This is a genomic window from Pseudonocardia sp. Ae150A_Ps1 (assembly GCF_001932315.1).
GTDB lineage: Bacteria > Actinomycetota > Actinomycetes > Mycobacteriales > Pseudonocardiaceae > Pseudonocardia.
In genome coordinates this window covers 4558831-4582510 of the sequence record NZ_MCIJ01000001.1, presented here as the reverse complement: position 1 = coordinate 4582510, position 23680 = coordinate 4558831, and the positions used below count along the sequence as shown (strand labels likewise).

At 75.2% G+C, this 23680-nt stretch carries 22 protein-coding genes; 12 read left to right on the top strand and 10 right to left on the bottom strand.

The window, feature by feature from the left end; all coding sequences use genetic code 11:
- Positions 1 to 46 precede the first annotated feature (46 nt).
- Positions 47 to 1561, bottom strand: a complete 1515-nt coding sequence (locus Ae150APs1_RS21555) for an alpha/beta hydrolase (RefSeq protein ID WP_249266420.1) — start codon at positions 1559 to 1561, stop codon at positions 47 to 49.
- A 125-nt stretch (positions 1562 to 1686) separates the two neighbouring features.
- Positions 1687 to 2892, bottom strand: a complete 1206-nt coding sequence (locus tag Ae150APs1_RS21550; protein ID WP_075299921.1) for a macrolide family glycosyltransferase — start codon at positions 2890 to 2892, stop codon at positions 1687 to 1689.
- Positions 2893 to 3026: 134 nt separating this feature from the next.
- On the opposite strand from Ae150APs1_RS21550, the gene Ae150APs1_RS21545 reads away from it, so the two are divergent.
- Complete coding sequence (locus Ae150APs1_RS21545; RefSeq protein ID WP_010225261.1) at positions 3027 to 3800, top strand: alpha/beta hydrolase family protein; 774 nt, start codon at positions 3027 to 3029, stop codon at positions 3798 to 3800.
- A 15-nt stretch (positions 3801 to 3815) separates the two neighbouring features.
- Here Ae150APs1_RS21545 and Ae150APs1_RS21540 read toward each other — a convergent pair whose 3' ends face one another.
- From Ae150APs1_RS21540 to Ae150APs1_RS32935, 6 genes are read right to left on the bottom strand one after another with little or no spacing between them, the layout of a single operon-like run.
- Complete coding sequence (locus Ae150APs1_RS21540; protein ID WP_075299919.1) at positions 3816 to 4232, bottom strand: META domain-containing protein; 417 nt, start codon at positions 4230 to 4232, stop codon at positions 3816 to 3818.
- A 38-nt stretch (positions 4233 to 4270) separates the two neighbouring features.
- Positions 4271 to 4600, bottom strand: coding sequence for an META domain-containing protein (locus Ae150APs1_RS21535; RefSeq protein ID WP_075299917.1), 330 nt, complete (start codon positions 4598 to 4600; stop codon positions 4271 to 4273).
- Positions 4581 to 4952, bottom strand: coding sequence for a cupin domain-containing protein (locus Ae150APs1_RS21530; protein ID WP_010227440.1), 372 nt, complete (start codon positions 4950 to 4952; stop codon positions 4581 to 4583). Before Ae150APs1_RS21530 ends, Ae150APs1_RS21535 begins: the two co-directional genes overlap by 20 nt.
- Before the next feature lie 27 nt (positions 4953 to 4979).
- A complete protein-coding gene (locus Ae150APs1_RS21525) occupies positions 4980 to 5198 on the bottom strand; it encodes a hypothetical protein (RefSeq protein ID WP_010227438.1) in 219 nt (72 codons plus the stop codon).
- A gap of 24 nt (positions 5199 to 5222) precedes the next feature.
- Entirely contained in the window at positions 5223 to 7016 is a 1794-nt protein-coding gene (locus Ae150APs1_RS21520) for an ABC transporter ATP-binding protein (RefSeq protein ID WP_060633806.1), read from the bottom strand.
- The gene (locus Ae150APs1_RS32935) at positions 7013 to 8410 is read right to left on the bottom strand and encodes an NUDIX hydrolase (protein WP_075299915.1); all 1398 of its coding nucleotides are present in this window, start codon (positions 8408 to 8410) and stop codon (positions 7013 to 7015) included. The genes Ae150APs1_RS21520 and Ae150APs1_RS32935 overlap by 4 nt, the downstream gene beginning before the upstream one ends.
- Before the next feature lie 123 nt (positions 8411 to 8533).
- On the opposite strand from Ae150APs1_RS32935, the gene Ae150APs1_RS21510 reads away from it, so the two are divergent.
- Complete coding sequence (locus Ae150APs1_RS21510) at positions 8534 to 10612, top strand: copper-translocating P-type ATPase (RefSeq protein ID WP_083680280.1); 2079 nt, start codon at positions 8534 to 8536, stop codon at positions 10610 to 10612.
- Here Ae150APs1_RS21510 and Ae150APs1_RS21505 read toward each other — a convergent pair.
- On the bottom strand, positions 10586 to 11620 hold the full coding sequence (locus Ae150APs1_RS21505; RefSeq protein WP_075299913.1) for a LacI family DNA-binding transcriptional regulator: 1035 nt from the start codon (positions 11618 to 11620) through the stop codon (positions 10586 to 10588). The genes Ae150APs1_RS21510 and Ae150APs1_RS21505 overlap by 27 nt on opposite strands.
- Positions 11621 to 11668: 48 nt before the next feature.
- Here Ae150APs1_RS21505 and Ae150APs1_RS21500 point away from each other — a divergent pair, with 48 nt between their 5' ends.
- Positions 11669 to 13303, top strand: coding sequence for a glycoside hydrolase family 13 protein (locus Ae150APs1_RS21500; RefSeq protein WP_075299911.1), 1635 nt, complete (start codon positions 11669 to 11671; stop codon positions 13301 to 13303).
- A 1-nt stretch (position 13304) separates the two neighbouring features.
- On the opposite strand, the gene Ae150APs1_RS21495 is transcribed toward Ae150APs1_RS21500, so the two are convergent.
- A complete protein-coding gene (locus Ae150APs1_RS21495; RefSeq protein ID WP_083680279.1) occupies positions 13305 to 14228 on the bottom strand; it encodes an SDR family NAD(P)-dependent oxidoreductase in 924 nt (307 codons plus the stop codon).
- A gap of 172 nt (positions 14229 to 14400) precedes the next feature.
- Between Ae150APs1_RS21495 and Ae150APs1_RS21490 the strand changes: the two genes are divergently transcribed.
- The 9 genes from Ae150APs1_RS21490 to Ae150APs1_RS21450 all read left to right on the top strand — a co-directional run bounded on the left by Ae150APs1_RS21490 (position 14401) and on the right by Ae150APs1_RS21450 (position 23591).
- Complete coding sequence (locus Ae150APs1_RS21490; protein WP_010223919.1) at positions 14401 to 14994, top strand: TetR/AcrR family transcriptional regulator; 594 nt, start codon at positions 14401 to 14403, stop codon at positions 14992 to 14994.
- An 82-nt stretch (positions 14995 to 15076) separates the two neighbouring features.
- Positions 15077 to 15589, top strand: coding sequence for a MarR family winged helix-turn-helix transcriptional regulator (locus Ae150APs1_RS21485; protein ID WP_060573721.1), 513 nt, complete (start codon positions 15077 to 15079; stop codon positions 15587 to 15589).
- Positions 15590 to 15749: 160 nt separating this feature from the next.
- The gene (locus Ae150APs1_RS21480; RefSeq protein WP_075299909.1) at positions 15750 to 17018 is read left to right on the top strand and encodes an FAD-dependent monooxygenase; all 1269 of its coding nucleotides are present in this window, start codon (positions 15750 to 15752) and stop codon (positions 17016 to 17018) included.
- 35 nt (positions 17019 to 17053) lie between these two features.
- The gene (locus tag Ae150APs1_RS21475) at positions 17054 to 18451 is read left to right on the top strand and encodes an MFS transporter (protein ID WP_075299907.1); all 1398 of its coding nucleotides are present in this window, start codon (positions 17054 to 17056) and stop codon (positions 18449 to 18451) included.
- Positions 18448 to 19233, top strand: a complete 786-nt coding sequence (locus Ae150APs1_RS21470) for an FAD binding domain-containing protein (protein ID WP_075299905.1) — start codon at positions 18448 to 18450, stop codon at positions 19231 to 19233. Before Ae150APs1_RS21475 ends, Ae150APs1_RS21470 begins: the two co-directional genes overlap by 4 nt.
- Positions 19226 to 21598 (top strand): xanthine dehydrogenase family protein molybdopterin-binding subunit, encoded by a 2373-nt coding sequence (locus Ae150APs1_RS21465; protein ID WP_075299903.1) that lies wholly within the window; start codon positions 19226 to 19228, stop codon positions 21596 to 21598. Before Ae150APs1_RS21470 ends, Ae150APs1_RS21465 begins: the two co-directional genes overlap by 8 nt.
- The gene (locus Ae150APs1_RS21460) at positions 21595 to 22113 is read left to right on the top strand and encodes a (2Fe-2S)-binding protein (protein ID WP_075299901.1); all 519 of its coding nucleotides are present in this window, start codon (positions 21595 to 21597) and stop codon (positions 22111 to 22113) included. The genes Ae150APs1_RS21465 and Ae150APs1_RS21460 overlap by 4 nt, the downstream gene beginning before the upstream one ends.
- 138 nt (positions 22114 to 22251) lie before the next feature.
- Positions 22252 to 22734, top strand: a complete 483-nt coding sequence (locus Ae150APs1_RS21455; RefSeq protein ID WP_349289913.1) for an isochorismatase family protein — start codon at positions 22252 to 22254, stop codon at positions 22732 to 22734.
- On the top strand, positions 22731 to 23591 hold the full coding sequence (locus tag Ae150APs1_RS21450) for an alpha/beta hydrolase (protein WP_075299899.1): 861 nt from the start codon (positions 22731 to 22733) through the stop codon (positions 23589 to 23591). The genes Ae150APs1_RS21455 and Ae150APs1_RS21450 overlap by 4 nt, the downstream gene beginning before the upstream one ends.
- Positions 23592 to 23680: the final 89 nt, after the last annotated feature.

Here is a 23680-nt window from a genome sequence, read left to right as displayed (position 1 = left end):
ATCCGGTGGCGCCGCGCGGCCACGGACCCGGGGCTCCGGGCCGGCGTCAGCCCCCGGCGGGTCCCGCCCCCGGGTCCGGCGGTGCCACGGCCGGGCACTGCACGTCCGACCGGTCCCCCGCCACCCGGTCCGGCAGGGCACCGGTGAGCAGGTAGTCGGCCACCCGGTCGTCCACACACGACACCCCGGACAGCGACGCCGAGTGGGTGTGCCCGCCGACGCCCTCGATCAGCGACGCCCCGGGGAACGTCCGGCGCGCCTGCAGCGCACCCTCGTACGGGGTGGCGCCGTCGTAGGTCTCGGAGATCAGCAGCGGTCCCTGGTCGAGGGTCCCCTCGACCGTCGCGGCCGGTCCGGGCGGCACCGGCCAGTCCCGGCAGGGCGCGTTGTACCAGGCGTTGCCCCAGGTCTCGAACGGCGCCGTCGCGTCGGTCTCCGTGTTGTCGCGCCGCCAGGTGTCCCAGTCCTGCGGGAACGGGGCGTCGGTGCACTGGGTGGCGAGGTAGACGGCGTAGTTGTTGTCGTCGGTCGGCGACCCGGCCTGCCCGAAGGCGGCGGTGAGGGCCGCGGCGTCGCCACGGGTGCCTGCGACGAACGCCTCGGCGACCGTCGTGTACTCCCCGACGTTGTACCCGGCGCGCAGGAAGATGTCGGTCCACTCCGACGAGCCGATCCGCCCGCCGGCCGGCCTCGTCCGGAACTGCTCGCGCAGGTCGTAGTACCGCTTCTCGACGGCGTCGCCGGTGGCGCCGAGGTGGTAGGTGGCGTCGTTCTTCGCGACCCAGTCGAAGAACGCGCCGATGTTGCGCTCGAACGCGACGTCCTGGTTGAGGTTGCCCTGGTACCACCAGTCCCGCGGGTCGATGACGCCGTCGAGCACCATCCGGCGGACCCGGTCCGGGAACGTGCTCGCGTAGACCTGCCCGAGGTACGTGCCGTAGGAGAAGCCGTAGTAGTTGATCTGTTCGGCGCCGAGTGCCTGCCGGAGGAGGTCCATGTCACGCACCGTGTCCTCGGTGCGCAGATGCTCCAGCAGCTCCCCGCCCTTCTCGGCGCAGGCCCGGGCGTACGCCTTCACCCGGGGCAGCCAGGCCGCCTCGGCGCCGTGCTCGGGGCGGTAGTCGGGGCGGGCGTAGCCGCCGTAGCCGGGATCGCAGCTGAGGGCGGGCCTGCTCTCGCCGACGCCGCGCGGGTCGAAGCCGATCCAGTCGTAGGCCGCGCCCGCGTCCTTCGGGACGGCCGAGCCGAGCCGGCTCAGCCCGACCCCGGGCCCACCGGGTCCGCCCGGGTTCACGAGGACGACGCCCTGGTAGCGGTCCTGCGGCACGGTGTGCCGGACCCGGGAGACCGCGAGCTGGACCGTCTCCCCGCCGGGGTCGGCGTGGTCGAGCGGGACGGTCAGGAAGCCGCACTCGGCGCCGGCCGTCGTCAGGGACGGGGTGCTGCACGGGCCCCACGCGATGGCCGGTGCGGCCGGGGCCGCCGGGGCCGCGACCGCGGACGTGGCGGTGCCGACGGCCACCCCCATCGCGACGACGAGTGACACGAGCGTCCTGCGCACCGACCCCACCTCTCCGGGCACCCGGTGCCCGTCCCCCGACCGAGAGCGGCGACGTTGCCATTCGCAACGCTCAGCTCACAATCACCACGCCGGGCAGCGACACGATCGGATGAGCGGGGTTGCCGTCAACGGCCGCAGAGGCCACCGGTGCAGCCGGCGCAGCGCGCCCGGGGCAGCAGCGACTCGATCACGTCGGCCGCCTGCGCCGCGCCGCCCGCGGCCCGGGCGACGGCCTTCTGCTCGGCGCAGCGCCGTGCCACGTCCTCCGACGACGACACCCGCAGCACCGCCTCCCGCAGGCTCTCCGGGGTGACCTCGCCGACGGGCAGGTGCTCGCCGACGCCGAGCCCGGCGATCACGTCCGCGTTGCCGAACTGGTCGACGGCCTGCGGCACGGCGACCATCGGGACGCCGTGCCAGAGCCCCTCCGAGCAGCCGCCCATCCCGGCGTGCGTCACGAACGCCGACGCCTGCGCGAGCACCGCGAGCTGCGGCACCCACTCCCGGACGACGACGTCGCCGGGGATCTCGCCGAGGTCGGCGCGGTCGACGTGCGGGCCGGTCGCGAGCACCGTCGCCCACCCGGTCCCGTGCATCGCCGCGATGCAGTCCCGCCAGAACCGTGGCCGGTCGTTGTAGGCGGAGCCGAGCGAGACCAGCAGCAGCGGGTTCCGCGGCTTCGGCCAGAGCCCCTGGTGCGAGCGGTCGCCGATGACCGGGCCGACGAAGGTGTAGCGCTCCCGGTCGACGCGGTCCGCGTGCGGCTGCATGGCCTCCGGGATCAGCACGACCGACCGGTCCGGGCGGCGCAGGAACTCCCGGTTCCCGACGCCGGCGCCGACCTCGGCCAGCCAGGCGTCCAGCTCGGCGCGCCACGCCAGTCCCTCGGGGGCGTCGAGGAACGCGAAGGCGTCGGCCATGTCCTCGGAGAACCCGTCCCAGGCGACCATGTGCGGGGCGAGCTCCACCCGGGGCAGCCCCCACACCCGGGAGAGCGCGTGCCCCGCCCATCCGCTGCCGTCGTAGCAGACGACGTCGGGGTGCTCGTACTGCAGCGCGTCGGCGATCTGCTCGTAGGCGGAGCGGGCCTCGCCGGAGAACAGCCGCATCGCCTCGACCCCGCCCTCGGGCCACTGCTCACCGCGGGCCGGGTCGGGCAGGTCGGTGCGGATCCGCAGCGCGGTCGCGCCGGTGGCGGAGACCGCGTCGGCGAAACGCTCCGGGACCGGGTAGGTGACGCGGTGCCCGCGGGCGACCAGCTCCGCCATCACCGGCAGGTTGGGGTGGACGTGGCCGTGCGCGGCGACGGTGGACATCAGGACGTGGCTCATGGCACCACCGATCCTCCCCCGCGCCGGTGCCGTCGCGCAGCCGGGTTCCTTGACCGCGCCGCGCGTCCCCGGCGAGGATCACCGCCCGTGGATCTCCTGCGCGGGCCGGCCCCGGCCCCGGCGGCCGGCACGTAGTGGCCCGGCTGCGCTGCGACGTCGTCGCCGACTCCCTCGGGCTGGCCACGTCGATCACCGTCCTGCTGCCGCAGCCGTCGCGCACCCGGATCGGCGCCGGCGTCCGCGATCCCGGCGCGCCGCCCCCGGTGCTCTACCTGCTGCACGGACTGTCCGACGACGACACGGCGTGGACCCGCTACACCGCGATCGAGCGCTACGCCGACGAGCTCGGGCTGGCCGTCGTCATGCCGCAGGTGCACCGCAGCTTCTACACCGACCAGGCCTACGGCGGCCGGTACCGGACGTGGATCGAGCAGGAGCTCCCCGAGCTGGTCGGCCGGTTCTTCCGGGTGTCCGGCGACCCGGACCGGACGTTCGTGGCGGGCCTGTCGATGGGCGGCTACGGCGCGCTGGGCTGGGCGCTGCGCGATCCCGGCCGGTTCGGCGCCGCCGCGTCGCTGTCGGGGGTGCTGGACATCGGCGCGCTGATCCAGGGCCCGCCGCGGGAGGAGGACCCGCGGATCTGGGACCGGATCTTCGGCGGGGACCCGGTGACGGGCACCGGCGACGACCTGTTCACGCTGGTCGACCGTCTGCCCGCGGCCGCTCCCCCGCTGTACGTCTGCGCGGGCACCGAGGACCCGCTGCACCCGCACGCGGAGCGGTTCACCCGGCACGCCCGCGCCGCCGGGATCGACGTGACCGGCCACGACGGGCCCGGCGGGCACGAGTGGTCCTACTGGGACGCCCGGATCCGGGACGTCCTGGACTGGCTGCCGCTCCCGCGGTGACCCGGGCCGCTCCCGTCAGGGCAGGTCGCGGACCAGGCGGGCGGTGCCGTAGCCGCCGTGCAGGACGAGATCGGTGCCGTCGATCTCGGCGCGGTCGGCCTCGGCGATCCAGCGGGCGACCGGCACGTTCTCGCAGGCGATCATCGTGCTCATCCCGGAGGTGCCGGTGACGGCGCCGCCGGGGCCCACCGCCCAGGTGCCGCTCTGGCCGTTGCAGCCGTCGGACCCCGTCCAGGCGCCGCCGTCGGCGAACTCGGCGAACGCCCGGCCCTGCGCGGTGCCGGCGGCGGGGTACCAGCGGCCCAGCAGGTCGCCCGCGGCCGCGGGGCGGGGGCCGGGGGCGGCGCCGGACGGGCCGGCGGCGGGGTCGGCGCAGCCGGCGAGCACCAGCACGACCAGCAGCGCCGGTCCGAGCAGCATCCGTGCGGTCATGGTTCCTCTCCTCCGTCGGCTCCCACCTCTACCGCGGTTCACCGGCCGGGCGCACCCCCGCGGACCATGCGGGCGAGCTCGGTGCCCGCGCCGTCGCGCAGGACCAGGACGTCTCGCTCGACGACGGCCGTCGCCGCGCACTCGAACCACCGCCCGATCGGGACGTTCTCGCAGGCCATCCGGGTGGTGGGCCCGCAGGTCCCGGCGAAGGCGCCACCGGGACCGGCCGACCAGGTGCCGCGCAGCCGGTTGCAGCCGTCGGAGCCGGTCCAGCCGCCGCCGTCGGCGAGCTCGGCGAACGCCCGGCCCTGCGCGGTGCCGTCGGCCGGGACCCAGCAGCCGGTCAGGTCAGCCGGCGTCGTCGTCACGGTGCGCGGCACCGAGCTCGAAGGCGGGCAGGCAGACCGCGACGTACTCGGCGCCCTCCGGGCCGGGCGAGCTGTAGCGGACCCACTCACCCGGGGTGGTGTGCACGGCCTGGCCGGCGGCCACGGTGAGCTCGCCGCCCGCGTGCTCGACGCGCAGCTCCCCGCGCAGGACGAGGGTGTACTCGTCGAACTCGGGGGTCTGGCCGGGCTCGGCCCAGCCGGACGGGCTGCGCATGTGCGCCAGCGAGACCCGGTCCGTGCCGGTGTTCACCCGGCCGACGTGCTCGTCGATGGTCTTCGGCGGGGTGCCGGCGGCGGTGACCCGGCTCGCGTTCTCGATCAGGTTCGGCATGGCCCCATCCTCGTCACGTGGTCCGGGTCAGCCGTCACGGGGCGGCCGCGGTGCGGGCAGCGCGGGCCCGGGACGCCGGTCCACCGGCTCCGCCGGGAACGGTCCGCCGTGGACGGACAGGTCGATCCGGACCATCCGCGCCCGCGGGAACACCAGCCCCGTCTGGTCCGGCTCGGGCCGCAGCGGGTGCCGGTAGTGCGTGCGGACCCAGCTGCGGTTCCGCCAGTGCCCCTCGACCCTGACCACGGCCCACCTCCCGGGTGTCACCCGTCAGGAAAGCACGGACCCCCGACGGTCGTCGTCGGTCAGGAGGCGGTGCATCCGGCGGAACAGGCCGTCGGCGGCGGCGAGCTCGGCGTGCGTGCCGGACTGCACCACCCGTCCGCGGTCGAGGACGTGGATGCGGTCCGCGGACTGCAGCGTCGACAGCCGGTGCGCGACGACGATCACGGTGCGACCGGCCGTCAGCCGTTCCAGACCGGCCATGACCAGGGACTCGGACACGGCGTCGAGCCCGGAGGTCGGCTCGTCGAGGATGACGACCGGCGCGTCGCGGGCCAGCGCGCGGGCGATCGCGACGCGCTGGCGCTGCCCGCCCGACAGCGTCGTCCCGCGCTCGGTGAGCACGGTGTCCCAGCCGTCCGGAAGGCGCTCGGCGAACTCGTCGACGTGCGCGGCGCGGCCGGCCTCGATCAGCTGCGCGCGGGTCGCGTACGGGGCGCCGAAGCGGATGTTGTCGAGGATCGTCCCGGAGAGCAGCACCGGGTCCTGCGGGACGACCGCGACCTGGTCCCGCAGGGAGCGGCCGGTGACGGTGCGGACGTCGTGCCCGTCGAGCAGCACGGCACCGGCGTCGACGTCGTGCAGCCGCAGGACGAGGCCGCCGACCGTGGACTTGCCCGCGCCGGTGGGCCCGGCCAGCGCGACGGTCTCGCCCGGCCGGGCGACGATCGACACGTCGTGCAGCACCGGGTGCGCCGGGTCGTAGCCGAACCGGACGCCGCGCAGCTCGACGTGTCCCCGCAGCCGGGGCAGCGGGCGGGCACCGGGCGCGTCGGCGACGTCCGGGACGGTGTCGAGGACCTCGCAGACCCGGTCCGCGGACGCCTGCCCCTTGCTGATCGTCGTCTGCAGCTTCGCGAGCTGCCGGACGGGCTGGTAGAGCCGCTCGTTGTAGGTGAGGAACACCAGCAGGACCCCGAGGTCCATCGACCCGTCGAGCACCCGCAGCGAGCCGGCCAGCAGCACCACCGCGCGTCCGGTGTGGACCAGCACGTCGACGACGGCGGGCAGCCGGGCGGCGTGGTCGACCCGGTGCAGACCGGCCGCCATCCGCTCGCGGCCGTGCCCGCGGAAGCGGGACTCCGAGCGGGCCTCGCCGGCGAACGTCTTCACCAGCCGGATCGCACCGAGCGACTCGACGGCGTGCGCGGCGACCCGGCCCTCCGCCGCGCGGGCGACCGACGCCCAGGACTTGATGATCACCCGGTAGTGCACGAGGACGGCGTAGAGCGCCGGCCCCACGGCCAGGGACAGCAGCGCGAACGCCGGGTCCACCACCAGGGTCACCGCGACGATCCCGACCAGCAGCGTCGCGTTCGGCAGCAGCACCGACAGCACCGCCACCAGCAGCGACTGCACCGTCGAGGTGTCGGCGGTGAGCCGGTTGCCGAGGTCGCCGACGCGCTGACCGTCGTGGTAGCGCAGCGGCAGCGCCTGCAGGTGCACGAACAGCCGGTGCCGCAGGTCGGCCAGCAGCCGCTCCCCGACCCCGGCGAGCACGCGTTCCGCCCCGTAGGTCGCGGCGGCCCCCGCGGCCGCGGCCAGGCACAGCGCCAGCGCGCACGCCGCGGCCAGGCCGGCACCGGTCCCGGTCACGGCGGCGACGGGCTCCAGCAGGTCCGGCACCCCCGCCCCGCCGAGCACCGCGTCGACGACGACGGCCAGCGGCCACGGCAGCAGCAGCGCCAGCCCGGCGGCGACGACCGTCAGCAGCCCGCCCGCGGCGAGCCGGCGGCGGTGCGGGACCAGCAGGTCCCGGAACCGCCACAGCACCGCGGTCACCGGGTCACCCGGCCCGGCGGGGCGTGCTCGGCCGCCACCCCCGCCACGACGACGCGGTCGCGCTCCCGGGTCAGCCGCCCGGCCGCGTCCCGCAGCGGCACCCAGGCCACGCCGTCGACCTCGGCCGGGTCCGGGCGGCCGGTCGCCCCGGTGAGCGGGGTCATCAGCCAGTACCGGACCTGTTTGGCGCGGCGGTTGCGGTCCCGGTAGCGGACGCCCGTCACCTCGGCCCCGGCCCGGCAGCGCAGGCCGGTCTCCTCCCGCACCTCGCGCAGCGCCGCGTCGACGTCGGCCTCGCCCGGCTCCACCGCCCCCTTCGGCAGCGACCAGTCACCGCGCCGGGTCCGGTGCACGAGCAGCACCTCGGGACCGTCCGGGCCGGACCGCAGGACGACACCGCCCGCGGCGCGCCGGGCCGGGCCGGTCGTGTCGACGGGCAGCAGGTCCCGCAGCGCGGCCAGGTCGGCGAGCGGTCCGGCGAGCCCGGGTGGGCCGGTGGCGAGCAGCGCGTCCCGGGCGGGCCCCGGCGGGAGGTCGGCGGCCGTCACGGCGGTGCCGGCGAACAGGGTCGCGGCGGTGCCGGCCAGCAGCGCCGTGGCGGCCCGGTCCTGCAGGTCGCCGGCGACCGCGGCGACGACGGCGGGCCCGGAGCGGTGCCGGGCCCCCGGATCGCCGCCGAGCCCCGCGTCGGACGCCAGCGCGAGCACGATCCGCAGCTCGGCGGCGCGCCGGTGGACCGCGCCGGCGTCGCGGGGGTCGGTGTCGCGGGTGAGCTTGCGGAACCGCCGGTGCAGCAGCGGCGGGAGCAGCACGGTCGCGGGCAGGCCGGGGTCGCCGAGCGGGGCACCGTCGCGGAGCGGGATCCGGCCGGACGCGAGCTCGTCGAGGCACCCGTCGAGGCCGGCCCCGGTCACGACGAGCGGGGAGCGGCGGCGCAGGCGCAGGAGCGCGTCCCGGCGGGTCCGTGCCTCGCCGTCGCCGGCGACGGTGCCGAGCAGGTCGATCCGGACGTCCAGGTCGTGCCGCGCGGCGAGGGCACTGGCGGGTGCGTCGGTCGCGGCCCGGCACCGGACGGCGTGCTCCCGGTCGAGCAGCGGCCGCAGCGAGCGGAGCTCGGTGCGCAGGGTGCCGAGTGCGTCGAGCGCGGCGGCGACCGACGGCGGGTCGGGCTCACCGGAGCGGGCGACGGTCCGCAGCCAGGCGGCCGCCGTCGCCGCGCTGCCGGCGAGCCGGGCCCGGGCCAGCGGTCCGGTGGCGGGCGGGCCGGCGTGGAACGCCCGGACCGGTGGGGTTCCCGCCGGCTCCCCGAGGGCCGCGGAGCCGGGTCGCGCGGCGGGATGCACGGGGGCGGGGTGCGCGGGCGCGGCGGGCGCGGCGGCGGTGGAGGTCGACACGCGAGGAACGGTGCCCGGCGGCCGGGTAACGGCACGCTGTGTGCGGGTTAAGCGTCGCCCGGACGCCGTGGAACACCCCTGGGGGGTATCGGTGTTGCACGCGACCGGCGATCCGGGAGGGTGATGGCGATGACGAGCGGAACGGCGGCCGGCGACCAGCACGGCACACAGGAGGGTCACGGCGCACACGAGGGTCACGGCGGTCACGGCGGTCACGGCGGTCACGGCGGTCACGGCGGTCACGGCGACCACGGCGACCACGCCGCGATGTTCCGGGACCGCTTCGCGCTCACCCTGGTCCTGGCCGTCCCCGTCGTCGCGTTCAGCGAGATGGTCGGGATGCTGTTCGGCTACACCCCGCCGGCGTGGTCGGTGTGGGTCCCGCCGGTCCTCGGCTCGGTGATCTTCTTCTGGGGCGGACGGCCGTTCCTCACCGGCGCCGTCACCGAGATCCGGACGCGCCGGCCCGGCATGATGCTGCTGATCGGCCTGGCGATCACCGTCGCCTACGTGGCCAGCCTGCTCAGCTCGCTCGGCATCGGCGGCCTGGACTTCTGGTGGGAGCTGGCGCTCCTCGTCGTGATCATGCTCCTGGGCCACTGGCTGGAGATGCGGGCGCTCGGCCAGGCCACCGGAGCGCTCGACGCCCTCGCCGCGCTGCTCCCCGACACCGCCGAGCGGATCGGGCCCGCCGGCGGCACCGAGTCCGTCTCCCCCGCCGATCTCGCGGTCGGCGACACCGTGCTCGTCCGGGCGGGCGGACGGGTCCCCGCCGACGGCACCGTCGTCGACGGCTCCGCCGAGGTCGACGAATCGATGATCACCGGCGAGTCCCGGCCGGTCCCGCGGGAACGGGATGACCGGGTCGTCGCCGGGACCGTCGCGACCGACTCGTCACTGCGCGTACGGGTCGACGCGGTCGGCGAGGACACCGCGCTGTCGGGCATCCGCCGGCTGGTCGAGCGGGCGGCGGGGTCCCGGTCCCGCGCGCAGGCGCTCGCCGACCGCGCGGCCGCGCTGCTGTTCTGGTTCGCCGCCGGCGCGGGTGTGCTGACGTTCGCGGTGTGGACGCTGGCCGGCGACCTGCCCGGGGCCGTGACCCGCACGGTGACGGTGCTGGTGATCGCCTGCCCGCACGCGCTCGGCCTGGCGATCCCGCTGGTCGTCGCGATCTCGACGGCCCGCGCCGCGCGCGCCGGGATCCTCGTCACCGACCGGCTCGCGCTGGAGCGCACCCGCACCGTCGACACCGTGCTGTTCGACAAGACCGGCACGCTGACCACCGGCGCCCCGCACGTCGTCGGCGTCGCGGGTGAGGACGGCACCCTCGCGCTGGCCGCGGCCGTCGAGGCCGACAGCGAGCACCCGCTGGCCCGTGCGGTCGTCTCCGCAGCCGGCGGGCTCGTCGTGCCGGAGGCGCACGGGTTCCGCGCGCACACCGGGCGCGGGGTCACCGCGACCGTCGACGGCACGGAGGTCTCCGTCGGCGGCCCGGCCCTGCTGCGTGAACGGGGGATCGAGGTCCCCGCCGGCGTCGCCGCCACGACGGCCCCGTGGAGCCGGGACGGCGCCACCGTGCTGTACGTGGTGCGCGGGGGCGGTGGGGTGACCGGCGCGATCGGGCTCGCCGACACGGTCCGCCCCGAGTCGCGCGCCGCCGTCGGTGCGCTGCACGACCGCGGCGTCCGCGGCGTCATGGTCACCGGGGACGCCCGGCCGGTCGCCGAGGCGGTCGGCGGCGACCTCGGCGTCGACGAGGTGTTCGCCGAGGTCCTCCCGGACGGCAAGGACGACCGGGTCGCCGAGCTCCAGGACCGCGGCGCGGTCGTCGCGATGGTCGGGGACGGCGTCAACGACGCCCCCGCACTGGCCCGGGCCGACGTGGGCATCGCGATCGGCGCGGGCACCGACGTCGCGATCTCCTCCGCCGGCGTCGTCCTGGCCTCGTCGGACCCGCGCGGCGTGCTGTCAGTGATCGAGCTGTCCCGGACCGGGTACCGGAAGATGCTGCAGAACCTGTGGTGGGCAGCCGGCTACAACCTGGTGTCGGTGCCGCTCGCCGCCGGCGTGCTGGCTCCGGTCGGGTTCGTGCTGCCGCCCGAGGTCGGGGCGGTGCTCATGAGCCTCTCGACGATCGTCGTGGCGCTCAACGCGCAGCTGCTCCGCCGGGTCGAGCTACGCCCCGAGCGGCTGGCCGGGTGAGGACCGCGGCGGCGCCGTCGTCCCGCGGACGACGAGCCGGGTGGGCAGCTCGACGCTCTCCGGCTCCCCGCCGCCGAGCGCGGTGAGCAGCGCCCGCGCGGCCAGCTCCCCCTGCCGCCGGACCGGCTGCCCGATGGTCGTCAGGTCGGCGACGGCGGCCATCTCGTGGTCGTCGAACCCGATCACCGAGATCTGGCCGGGCACGTCGACCCCGGCCCGGCGCAGCGTGCGGACCAGGCCGAGCGCCGCCTCGTCGGCCATCGCGAACACCGCCGTCGGCAGCCGGGGCAGCGAGAGCAGCGCCCCGGCCGCCGTGTCGCCGGCCTCGATGTCACCGCCCACCTCCAGCACCGGGCCGCGGGCGCGGCCGGACTCGGCGAGCGCGTCGGCCCAGCCGGCGTGGCGGGCCCGGGTGGTGACCCGGCCGCACGCCTCGTCCGGGTCGAACGAGACGAGCGCGACACCGTCGTGCCCCAGCCCGACCAGGTGCCGGACGGCCGCCCGGGCCCCGACCCGGTCGTCGATCCCGATCCGCGGCCGGCCCGCCATCGTGTCGCCGACGGCGACGACCGGGACCCCGAGGTCGTCCAGCGCGGCCCGCTCCCCGTCGTCGACGGCGGACGCGACGACGATCAGCCCGTCGACCCGTCCGCGCACCGGCAGCGTCGCGAAGAAGTGCGCCCGCCCCGCGGGATCGCCGACGTTGTGCAGCTGCAGGGCGTGTCCCTCGGCGGACAGCACCGACTCGACCCCGGCGACGGCCTCGGCGAAGAACCAGCGGGTGGGGAACCGGGCGAGCACGGCCACGGTCAGACGGCGGGCCGGTGCCCGGTACCCGAGCGAGACCGCGGCCGACCGCACCCGCTGCCGGGTCTCGTCGGACACCGGGGTGCCCTCGCGCAGCGCGCGCGAGACCGTCGCCGGGGACACCCCGGCCAGCTGGGCCACCCGCCGGACACCCACCCGGCGGACGACCTCGTGCACCGGCTCGTCCGTCACGGGGGTCATCCTCCTCGGACCTCGACAGCGTTGCAACAGCGTGCAACAGTATGAAACATGACCGCCCACACTCTCGACTGGTGGCGCAACGCCGTCGTCTACCAGGTCTACATCCGCAGCTTCGCCGACGGGAACGGCGACGGCACCGGCGACATCACCGGGCTCCGCGCGAAGCTCGACCATCTCGCGCGGCTCGGCGTCGACGCGATCTGGATCAACCCCTGGTACCCGTCGCCGCTGGCCGACGGCGGCTACGACGTCGCGGACTACCGGGCGATCAACCCGATGTTCGGCGACACCGCGCAGGCCGAGGCGCTGATCGCCGAGGCGCACGGGCGCGGCATCCGGGTACTGCTCGACATCGTCCCCAACCACCACTCCGACCAGCACGCGTGGTTCCGCGCCGCACTCGACGCCGCGCCGGGCTCCCCCGAGCGGGCCCACTACGTGTTCCGCGACGGCCGCGGGCCCGGCGGCGACGAGCCGCCGAACAACTGGCGGTCGATGTTCGGCGGACCGGCGTGGGAGCGCGTCCCGGACGGGCAGTGGTACCTGCACCTGTTCGACGTCACGCAGCCCGACGTCGACTGGGAGAACCCGGAGGTCCGCGCGGACTTCGAGGAGACGCTGCGGTTCTGGTTCGACCGGGGCGTCGACGGCTTCCGGATCGACGTCGCCAACTCCATGGTCAAGGAGCCGGGCCTGCCGGACCTCGTGGCGGGCGTCAACAACGTCCAGGACGGCGGCCACCCCTACCTCGACCGCGAGGGCGTGCACGAGGTCTACCGGTCGTGGCGCGCGATCGCCGACTCCTACGACCCGCCGAAGGTCTTCGTCGCCGAGGCGTGGGTGCCCGACCCCGAGCGCCTGGCCCGTTACCTGCGCCCGGACGAGCTGCAGACCGCGTTCGGCTTCAACTTCCTGACCGCGGCCTGGCTGGCCGACGACCTGCGCCGCAACATCGACGACGCGATCGCCGAGAACACCGCGGTCGGCGCTCCGGCGACCTGGGTGTTGTCCAACCACGACGTCTGCCGGCACCCGAGCCGGCTGGCCCGCAAGCCCGAGGCGGGCCGGGGCTGGAACCTCGACGACGTGCTCGACCTCCCTGCCGACCCGGAGACCGGGCTGCGGCGGGCGCGGGCCGCGACCCTGCTGATGCTCGCCCTGCCCGGCACCGCGTATCTCTACCAGGGCGAGGAGTTCGGCCTGCCCGAGGTCGAGGACATCCCGGTCGAGAAGCTCGACGACCCCACCTGGGTGCTGTCCGGGCACACCAAGCGGGGTCGTGACGGGTGCCGCGTCCCGCTGCCCTGGGCCGCCGGCGAACCGTGGTTCGGCTTCGGGGGACCCGCCTGGCTCCCCCAGCCCGACGTCTTCGCCCGGCACGCGGCGGACGTCCAGGAGGCCGACCCGGACTCGGTGCTGCACCTGTACCGGGACGCCCTGGCGATCCGCAGGGCGCACCCGGCACTCGGCGGCGGGAGCCTGACCTGGCAGGACTCGCCGGAGGGCACCCTCGCGCTCAGCCGGACCTCCGACGAGGGCGATGGCGGGTTCACCGCACTGGTGAACGTGTCCTCCGCGCCGGTGTCACTGCCCGAGGACGCCGAGGTGATGCTGGCCAGCGGCCCGCTCACCCCGCGCGGCGAGGTCCCGGCCGACACCACCGTCTGGCTGCGCACCGCCTGACTCAGGCCACCACGGGCAGCCCGGAGAACCAGATCTCGCGCAGGGACCGCTCGGTCCAGCGCCAGACCCTGCGGGCGACGACCGGGTCGACGGCGTGGGCGGCCACCCCGCGCCCGGTCACCGGGTCCGCGGGACCGGCCTCGGCGAGGTCGGTGAAGTAGCGGCCGCTGATCCCGCCCACCAGCGGGGACGCGGCGAGCAGGGCGATCGTCGCGGCCCCGGCGTCCGGGTCGGCGCCGGGGTCCACGGCGTTGACCGAGATCCCGTCACCGGACCAGCGCCGGGCCGCCTCGACGGTGTGCAGCACCGCGGCGGTCCGCGACCGGGCGTGGGCCTCCTCCCGGTCGTACCGGGAGGACATGAACTGCGGGTCCTCGAGATCGAACTCCGCGAGCCGGTGCGCGGACGAGGTGACGTGCACGATCCGGGCACCGTCCACCGCGGTGAGGGCCCAGTGCAGGCCCGCGCTCAGCGAGGCGGGGCCGAGGTGGTTGACGGCGAGGTGCAGCTCCCACTCGTCGACGGTCCGGGTGAGCGGTGCACCCGCCACACCGGCGGCGTGCACGAGCATGTGGAGCGGGCCGTCCCAGAGCCGCACGAAGCGGGCGATCGAACGCTGGTCGGCGAGGTCGATCTCGCCGACGAGGACGTGCTCGTTGCCGGTCTCGGCGACGATCGCGGCACGGGCGGCCGCACCGGCGTCGGCGTCGCGGACGGCCAGGGTGACCTCGGCGCCGGCGGCGGCCAGGGCGCGGGCGGCCGTCAGGCCGACGCCGGACGCGGCGCCGGTCACGACGGCGCGCCGCCCGGTCAGGTCGACGCCGTCGAGCACGTCGGCGGCGGTGGGACCGGCGTGGACGACCTCGCCGGCGGTGGGCGGGACAGGAGCGATCGGGGATCGGGTGGTCGTGGACCGGAGGAACATGTGGGTGATCCCTTCTGTTCGCCGGGGTACGCGGCGATCGGCGGCACTGCGCGGTGGCGTATCCGGGAGACGAAGAAACGGAGGACTCTCCGTATGACTCGGAACTCTATCCGGAGCATCCTCCGCTTTGCAAGTCGTATCGTGGGGTCGATCGCGTTCGAGGAGGCACCTCATGGCCACCGGCACCGGCGGCACCGGCACCCGTCCCGCACTGCGGGCCGACGCCGCCCGCAACCGTGAACTGCTGCTCGCCGCAGCGGTCCGGGCGTTCACGGCGGAGAGCACCGGTGGCCCCGCGCCCACGCTCGACGGCATCGCGAAGGACGCCGGCGTCGGCATCGGGACCCTCTACCGGCACTTCCCCAACCGGGACGCGCTGGTCGAGGCCGTCTACCGCAACGAGCTGGACCGGCTCTGCACGGCCGCGGGCGAGCTGCGCGCCGAACTGCCCGCCGACGAGGCGCTGCGGATGTGGATGGACCGCTTCGTCGACTACGTGATCACCAAGAAGCACCTGGCGGACTCGCTGCACGCGCTGGTCGCCTGCGGTCACAACCCGTTCGCACAGAGCCGCGAGCGGATGATCGAGGCGGTGCGGTCGCTGCACGAGGCCGGCATCGCCGACGGCACGCTGCGGTCCGACGTGGACGCGGCGGACGTGCTGGTCGGCACCAGCGGGATCTGCATGGCGATCGCCGACCCGGAGGGCCGGAGCCAGGCCGGACGCCTGCTCGACCTGCTGGTCGACGGCCTCCGCACGCGCTGAGCCCACCACCGGGCGTGATCGTCCGGGCACGTAGGATCGGGACGGTTCCGGGCACCGGGTCCGGATCGGCCTCGGAGGGACCATGGGCGAGCCGCTGCGGCGACGTCGCGAGCAGAGACCGGCCGTCACCGCGGCCCCGCCCGCGAGCCTCGTCGCCGCACCCGGGTACGGCGCCCGCCGGATGTACCAGGCGTATCTCGCCGCCTGGAACCGGCACGTCGACGCCGTGCTCACCGGGCCGCAGTTCGCCGTGCTGTCCGCGATCCGCGCGTACCCCGACTCCGACCAGAGCTCGCTCGCCGGCGCCGTCGCACTGGACACCTCCACGATGGCCGACGTCTGCCGCCGGATGGAGCGCCGCGGCCTGATCCTGCGCACCGAGTCGCCGCGCGACGCCCGCCGCAAGCTGCTCTCCCTCACCGACGACGGCGCCGCCGCACTCGGGGAGGTGACCCGCCGCACCCGCCGGCTGGACCAGGAACTGCTCGCCGCCGTCCCGGAGGACCGTCGCGGCGAGATCGCCGGCCTGCTCAACACCCTCGGCGCGCACTGGGAGGCGGTCGCGGAACGCGACCCGCTCGACGACCCGGAGTGACCGCGGACCGGCGTTCGTTAACAGGACGTCACCGCGCGTTGCGGTTCCGGTTCCACCTCGACCAAACTCTTGCGTATCCGGATAGTACGTGCTCGGATGACTTCTCGTGCGGGCTGCGTCACAGACGCCACGCGGCCCACCGGGCGCGAGGAGGTACGTCGTGGCACCCAGCCAGTCCCTGGAGATCACGGTCGCCGGAGGCGGCCTGGGCGGGCTCACCGCCGCGCTGGCCCTGCGCCAGCAGGGCTTCCGGGTCACCGTGCTGGAGGCCGCTCCGCAGCTCGGGGAGGTGGGGGCCGGGATCCAGACCGCCCCGAACGCCAGCCGGGTGCTGATCGGTCTCGGCCTGCGGGCCGAGATGGAGCGGATCCACACCGCACCGCAGGACCAGGTCCGCCGGCGCTGGGCCGACGGCAGCGTCATCGCGCAGCTCCCGCTCGGGCGGTCGGTGGTCGACGCCTACGGCGCGCCCTACTGGCACTACCACCGGGCCGACCTGCACCGGATCCTGCTCGACGCCTGCCTCGACCCGGAGGGCCCGGGGCCGGTCGTCGACGTGCACACCGACGCGAAGGTCGTCGAACTGGACCGCGGCGACGCCGCCAGGCCGGTCGCCGTCACCGCCCGCGGCGAGCGCTTCGCCGGTGACGTCGTGGTCGGCGCGGACGGCATCCGGTCGTCCGTCCGCGACCTCGCCGGGTTCGACGACTCCCTGGTCTTCTCCGGCGAGATGGCCTACCGGGCGCTGATCCCGGGCGACCTGATCGCCGCCGACCCGGCCACCCGCTTCCTCGTCGACCGCTACCACTCCACCATCTGGTACGGCCCCGACAAGCACCTCGTGCACTACGTGATCCGCCAGGGCGAGTACCTGAACATCGTCGCGATCGTGCCCTGCTCGCCCGAGGTCGAGCAGGACTGGACGGCGCCGGCGTCGGCCGAGGAGATGGTCGAGGCCTTCTCCGACTGGGACGACCGCGTCCCGGCGATGCTGGCCAAGGCCAAGGACGACGTCGCCGCCTTCGCCCTCTACCGCCGCCGCCGGGACCCGGTGTGGGTCGACGGCCGGGTCGCCCTGCTGGGTGACGCCTGCCACGCGATGCTCCCCTACCAGGCCCAGGGCGCCTCCCAGGCGATGGAGGACGCGGCGGTGCTCGCCGAGGAGCTGGGCGCCGCCGGACGGTCCGGTGTGGACGGCGCGCTCACCCGCTACGTGCACCGCCGGGCCAAGCACGCCGGGATGGTGCAGGACGCGTCCCTGCAGAACATGGCCTTCTACCACCTGCCCGACGGCCCCGAGCAGCGTGCGCGGGACGAGAAGCTCGCCCGCTTCGACGGTGAGTCCGACGTCTCCTACGACTGGCTCTGGCGCGGATCGCCGCTGCACGATCCCGACAACGAGGCCATCACCTACCAGTTCGCCCGCTGAGCTGCGTTCCCGCCACACACGACAGGAGTACCGACATGCGTACCGGAGACCAGGTCGTCCAGGACCTGCCCTGGCGGTGGAACGTCCAGGGGAAGATCTTCATCATCGGTGGCCTCGGCTACATGTTCGACGCGTGGGACGTCGCCCTCAACGGCTTCCTCACCCCGCTGCTCGGCACCGAGTTCGACCTCTCCACCGGGCAGCGCGGGCTGGTCGCCACGGCGAACCTGGTCGGCATGGCGGTCGGCGCCGTCGCGTTCGGCACGATCGCCGACCGGATGGGCCGCAAGCGCGCCTTCAGCATCACGCTGCTGATCTTCGCGTTGTTCTCGGTGCTCGGCGCGCTGTCGCCGAACTGGGAGATCTTCCTGGCACTGCGGTTCCTGGCCGGTGTCGGCCTCGGTGGCTGCATCCCGGTCGACTACGCGATCGTCAGCGAGTTCTCACCACGCAAGCAACGCGGCAGGGTGCTCGACGCGATGGACGGCTGGTGGCCGATCGGCACCACGCTGGCCGGGCTCTCGGCGACCCTGCTGGTTCCGGTCGACGGCAACTGGCGCTGGATGCTCGCCCTGATGGTGCTGCCCGCGATCCTGCTGTTCTGGATCCGCCGCGGTGTCCCGGAGTCCCCGCTGTACCTGGCCCGCACCGGCCGCGAGGCCGAGGCCCGCGTCGTCATCGACGACCTGGTCCGCCGCACCGGCGCCACCCCGGAGCCCTACGCGATCGCCGCCGTCGCCCCGGAGCCCGTCCGGTCCGGGCGGCGCGGCGTCGGCGCCGTCGCCGAGCAGCTGAAACTGGTCTGGGCGTTCTCGCCGCGGATCACCGGCGTCGCGTGGTCGCTGTTCATCACGGTCATGGTCGTCTACTACGCCGCGCTGTCCTGGATGCCGTCGATCCTGCGCGCCCAGGGCATGGGCGAGGTCGCCGCGTTCGGCTCCACCACGGTGATGAACGCCGTCGGCATCCTCGGCGTGATCACCTCGGTGCTGCTGGTCGAGACGCTCGGCCGCAAGTGGGTCATCGGTATCGCGGCACCACTGGCCGCGCTGTCGCTGATCGTGTTCTCTCTGGTCATGGAGTCGTCGGCGGCGGCGATCGCGATGATCGCGGTGTTCGGGTTCTTCGCCCTCGTGGTCATCCCGGTCATGTACGCCTACGTCTCCGAGCTCTACCCGACCGAGCTGCGGGCGTCCGGGTTCGGCTGGGCGTCGTCGTCGAGCCGGGCGGTCACCGGGTTCGTCCCGCTGGTCTTCGGCAGCCTGCTGTGGCCGGTGCTGGGCCTCCCGCTGACCTTCACGCTGATGGGCCTGCTCGTCGTCGCCGCGGTGGTGTTCATGGCGCTCGGCGCGCCGGAGACCCGCGGCCGTGAGCTGGACCGGATCACCGGGACCGAGGAGCAGACCGACGCGCAGGTGGTGGAGAAGGCGTGAAACCCGCTCCCTTCACCTACCACCGGGCGTCGTCGGTCACCGGTGCGGTGGCCCTGCTCGGCGAGCTGGCCGAGGAGGAGCCGAAGATCCTGGCCGGCGGGCAGAGCCTGGTCGCGATGATGAACTACCGGATGGCCCGCCCCGGGCACCTGGTCGACATCACCCACGTGCCCGGCCTGGCCGGGATCCGCCGTGACGGCGGGGCCCTGCGGATCGGTGCGCTGACCACCCACCGCGACGTCGAGAAGGCCGATCTCGGGCCGGACTTCACGGTGCTGTCCCGGACCATGCGGTGGGTCGGCCACCTGCCGATCCGCACCCGGGGCACGGTGGGCGGCAGCATCGCCCACGCCGACGCGACGGCCGAGTGGTGCCTGCTCGCCGTCCTGCTGGACGCGGTGATCGTCGTCGAGGGCCCGGCCGGACGGCGCGACGTCGCCGCCGGCGGGTTCTTCCTCGGGCCCTTCACCACGGCGCTGGAGCCGGACGAGGTGATCGTCGAGATCGTCTTCCCGCGCCCGGCCCCGCGCGCCGCGCTGACCGAGTACGCCGACCGGCGGGGCGACTTCGCCGTCGTCGCGGCGGGGGTGGACCTGGACACGGAGTCGGTCGTGCTGGGCGGGGTCGGTTCCGTGCCGGTCGCCGTCCGCCCGGCCGGCTCCCCCGGCGAGGTCGCGGACGGTCTCGACCTGCGCGACGAGCCGGGCGTCCCGGCGTCGTACCGGCGCGGGCTGGTCCGGACGCTCGTCGCCCGCGCACGGGAGGAGGTGCCCGATGCGTGAGCCCGGGTTCCGGACCGACGGGACGTGGGTCGGCGCGGACGTGCCGCGCCGCGAGGACCCGCGACTGCTCGCCGGCCGCGGCCGGTTCGTCGACGACATCACGCTGCCGCGGATGCTGCACGCCGCGTTCGTCCGCAGCACCGAGGCGCACGCCCTGCTCACCTTGGTCGACCTCTCCGAGGTGCGCGGGGTGCCGGGCGTCGTCGCCGCGTTCGACGCCGCCGGCCTCGGTCTCGCCGACGTCACCGCGCTGCTGGACCGGCCCGCCGAGGAGTTCACGCCGACGTCGATGCCGGTGCTGGCCCGTGACAAGGTGCGCTACGTCGGCGAGCCGGTCGCCGTCGTCCTCGCGACCGACCCGTACGCCGCCGAGGACGGCGTCGAGGCCGCCGTCGTCGACTACGAGCCGCTCGACCCGGTGGTGACCGAGACCGCCGCGCTCGCCGCGGCCGGTGCCCCGGTGCACGACGAGGCGCCGGGCAACGTGCTCGGCGACGTCTCGCTGTTCGCCACCGAGGGCATCGACGACGTCTTCGCCACCGCGGCTGCATCGTCGAACGGCGCGGTGGTGTCCGTCGAGGCCCGCACCGGGCGGCAGAACGCGCTGCCGCTGGAGACCCGCGGCGTCGTCGCCGACTGGGACGACCGCGACGAACAGCTGCTCGTGCGCACCTGCACCCAGGTCCCGCACCAGGTCCGGACCGTCCTCGCCCGCTGTGCCGGGCTCGACGAGAAGCAGGTCCGGGTCACCGTGCCGGACATGGGCGGCGGGTTCGGGCAGAAGTGCGTCGTCGGCCGCGAGGAGATCGCCGCCGCGGCCGCCGCCCGCCGGCTGCGCAGGCCGGTGAAGTGGATCGAGGACCGCCGGGAGGCGCTGACCGCGAGCTTCCTCGCCCGCGAGCAGCACTACACGGCCCGGGCCGCGTTCGACGCCGACGGCGCGATCCTGGCGCTGGAGGCCGACGTCGTCTGCGACATGGGCGCCTACTCGTGCTACCCGTTCACCGCCGGGATCGAGCCCCTGATGGCATCGGCCGAGATGCCCGGCGTCTACCGGGTCCCGGCCTACCGGGTCCGGGGCCGCGCGGTCACGACCAACAAGGCACCGACCGCGCCGTACCGCGGGGTGTCCCGCCCGCAGTACGTGATGGTGATGGAGCGCCTGATGGAGCGCGCCGCCCGGTCGCTCGGGCTCGACGCGCTCGACGTCCGCCGCCGCAACCTGATCACCGAGTTCCCCTACCGCGGGATCAACAACATCACCTACGACCCCGGGTCCTACCTCGAGTCCCTCGACCTGTGCGAGCGGGTGCTGCGCGACGAGGGCTGGCACCGCCACACCGAGCCCGGCCGGGTCGTCGGGATCGGGTACTCCTGCTTCTCCGAGCGCACCGGCTACGGCTCGGGCGCCTTCGCCCAGCGGAAGATGCAGGTCGTGCCCGGCTTCGACCTCTCCCAGATCACGATGGACCTCGACGGGACCGTGTCGGTCACCACCGGCACGCTGTCGCACGGCCAGAGCCACGAGACGACGTTCGCCCAGATCGTCGCCGACCGGCTCGGGGTGCCCTACGACAAGGTCAAGATCGTGCAGGGTGACACCGACCGGATCACCTACGGCTGGGGCTCGTTCGCGTCCCGCTCGGTCACCATCGGCGGCTCCGCGGCGTCGGCCGCCGCGGTGAAGCTCGGCGACCAGCTCCGCGCGCTGGCCGCGCACCTGGCCGGGGTCGACGTCGACACCTGCGAGCTCGACGGCCGCGGCGGCGTCCGCGCCGGTGACCGCACGCTGCCCTTCACCGAGCTCGCCGAGGTCGCCTACCTGCGGTCGCACGTGCTGCCCAAGGACGTCGGCCCCGGGCTGACGGCGACGGCGAGCTTCGACGTCGGCGGCGACGGCACGTTCTCCAACGCCACCCACGGCTGCGTGGTCGCGCTCGACCCCGGCACCGGCGGCGTCGAGATCCTCCGCTACGTGTGCGTGGAGGACTGCGGCGTCGCGATCCACCCGCGGGTCGTGGACGGACAGGCCCGCGGCGGCATCGCCCAGGGCATCGCCGGTGCGCTGTTCGAGGAGGTCCTCTACGACGAGGCCGGCCAGCCGCTGGCGCCGAGCTTCATGGAGTACAAGGTGCCGACCGCCGCCGAGATCCCGGACGTGCGGATCGAGCACCTCGAGACGCCGTGCGCGTTCACCGCGAACGGGGCGAAGGGCGCCGGCGAGGGTGGCACGATCGGCGCGCCGGCCGCCGTCCTCAACGCCGTCAACGACGCCCTGCGCGGCACCGGCGTCGAGCTGGACTCCACCCCGATCCCCCGGCACGCGATCTTCGCGGCACTCGCGCCGCACGAGGAGGCGTCATGACCGACGTGCAGCTGGTCGAGCTGACCGTCAACTCCGAGCGCCACGAGCTGGCGATCCCGCCGCGCCGCACCCTCGCCGACGTGCTGCGCCACGACCTCGGCCTCACCGGCACGCACGTCGGCTGCGAGCACGGCATCTGCGGGGCGTGCACCGTCCTCGTCGACGGCCGCCCCGCGCGCGCCTGCCTGCTGTTCGCCGCGCAGGTCGAGAACACCGAGATCCGCACCGTCGAGTCGCTGGCGGGCCCCGACGGCGAGCTGTCGGACCTGCAGCGGTGCTTCGGCGAGCACCACGGGCTGCAGTGCGGGTTCTGCACCCCCGGCTTCCTGATGCTCGCCGAGGGGTTCCTCGCCGAGGAGCCCGGCGCGACCCGCGAGGAGATCCGCGAGGTCGTCGCCTCGAACCTGTGCCGGTGCACCGGCTACCAGACCGTCGTGGACGCGGTCGACGACTGCGCGTCCCGCCGCCGTGCGAGCCTCCAGGCCGCACTCGACACCGCAGGGAGCACCCGTTGAGTCTGCACGGAGAGTCCACCGACGCCACCTACTCGCGCGCCGAGTTCGGGGCCGAGACCCGCCGGGGGCCGCGGCCCGCCGTCGTCGTCGTCGACCTGACGGCCGGGTTCACCGACCCGGCGTACCCGACCGGGGCGGATCTCACCGACGTCGTCGCTGGTCGAGGCGGCCCGGGCGGCCGGGGCCCCGGTCGTCTGGACGACCAGCGCCTTCTCCCCCGCCGAGCTCGACACGCTGCCGTGGCTGGTGAAGGTGCCGGGCATGCGCGGGCTCGCCGAGGGCTCGCCGTCGGTCGCGCTCGACACCCGGCTGCCGGTCGGCGAGCGCGACCACGTGCTCACCAAGAAGGGCGTCTCGGCGTTCTTCGAGACCGGACTCGCCGCGTTCCTCACCGCGGCCGGGGTGGACACCGTGCTGGTCTGCGGCGCCACCACCAGCGGCTGCGTGCGCGCCACCGCCGTCGACGCGGCGCAGTCCGGGTTCGGCGTGCTCGTCCCGCGCGAGTGCGTCGGCGACCGGGCCGACGGCCCGCACGAGGCCAACCTGTTCGACATCGGAGCGAAGTACGGCGACGTGATCACCCTCGGCGACGCGCTCGGGTACCTGAAGGAGATCGCATGACCCCGACGACGGCGACGCTCACCACCCGCCAGGTCCGCCAGGACGCGCTGGCCGACCTCGCCGACGTGCCCGCCGTGTCCCGCTGGGTGCGCAACGGCGACGTCCGCATGCACCTGCTCGACTACGGCGGCCCCGGGGGCCCCGTGCTCGTCCTGCCCGGCATCACCAGCCCGGCGGTCACGATGGACTTCGTCGCGCGCGAGCTCACCGACGGCTTCCGCCCGGTGGTGCTCGACGTCCGCGGCCGCGGCCTGTCCGACACCGGCACCTCGTGGACGCTCGACGACTACGCGGGCGACGTGCTCGCCGTCCTGGAGGGGCTCGGCCTCGGGTCCGAGACGATCCTGTTCGGACACTCCATGGGCGCCCGGATCGCCGCCGTCGCCGCGACACGGCGCCCGGTCCGCGGCGCGGTGCTGGTCGACCCGCCGCTGTCCGGGCCCGGCCGCGACCCGTACCCGACGACCCTGGAGGCGTTCCTCGGGCAGCTGCACGAGGCGCAGCGCGGCACCGACGCCGACGAGGTCGCCCGCGCCTGGCCGCGCTGGCCGCGGGCGGAGCAGGAGCTGCGGGCACGCTGGCTGTCGTCCTGCGACGAGGCCGCGATCCGCGCGACCCACGCCGGGTTCGAGAGCGAGGACTTCTTCACCGCGTGGCCGGAGGTCCCCGGGCCGGTCACGGTCCTGTACGGCGACGGCTCCCCCGTGGTCCCCGCCGCCGGGGTCGCCGAGATCGGCGCGGCGAACCCGGCCGCCCGGCTCGCCGGCGTCCCGGACGCCGGGCACATGGTGTTCTGGGACAACCCGCCCGCGGCACTGGCCCTGCTGCGCGAGGCGCTGGAGCACGCCGCCGGCTGAGCCGGTCCCCGCCGCACGGCACGCCGTGCACCCGTCACACCGACTGCCGGGTGCATGGCGTGCCGTTCGGGCGTCGGCTCGGTGTTCGG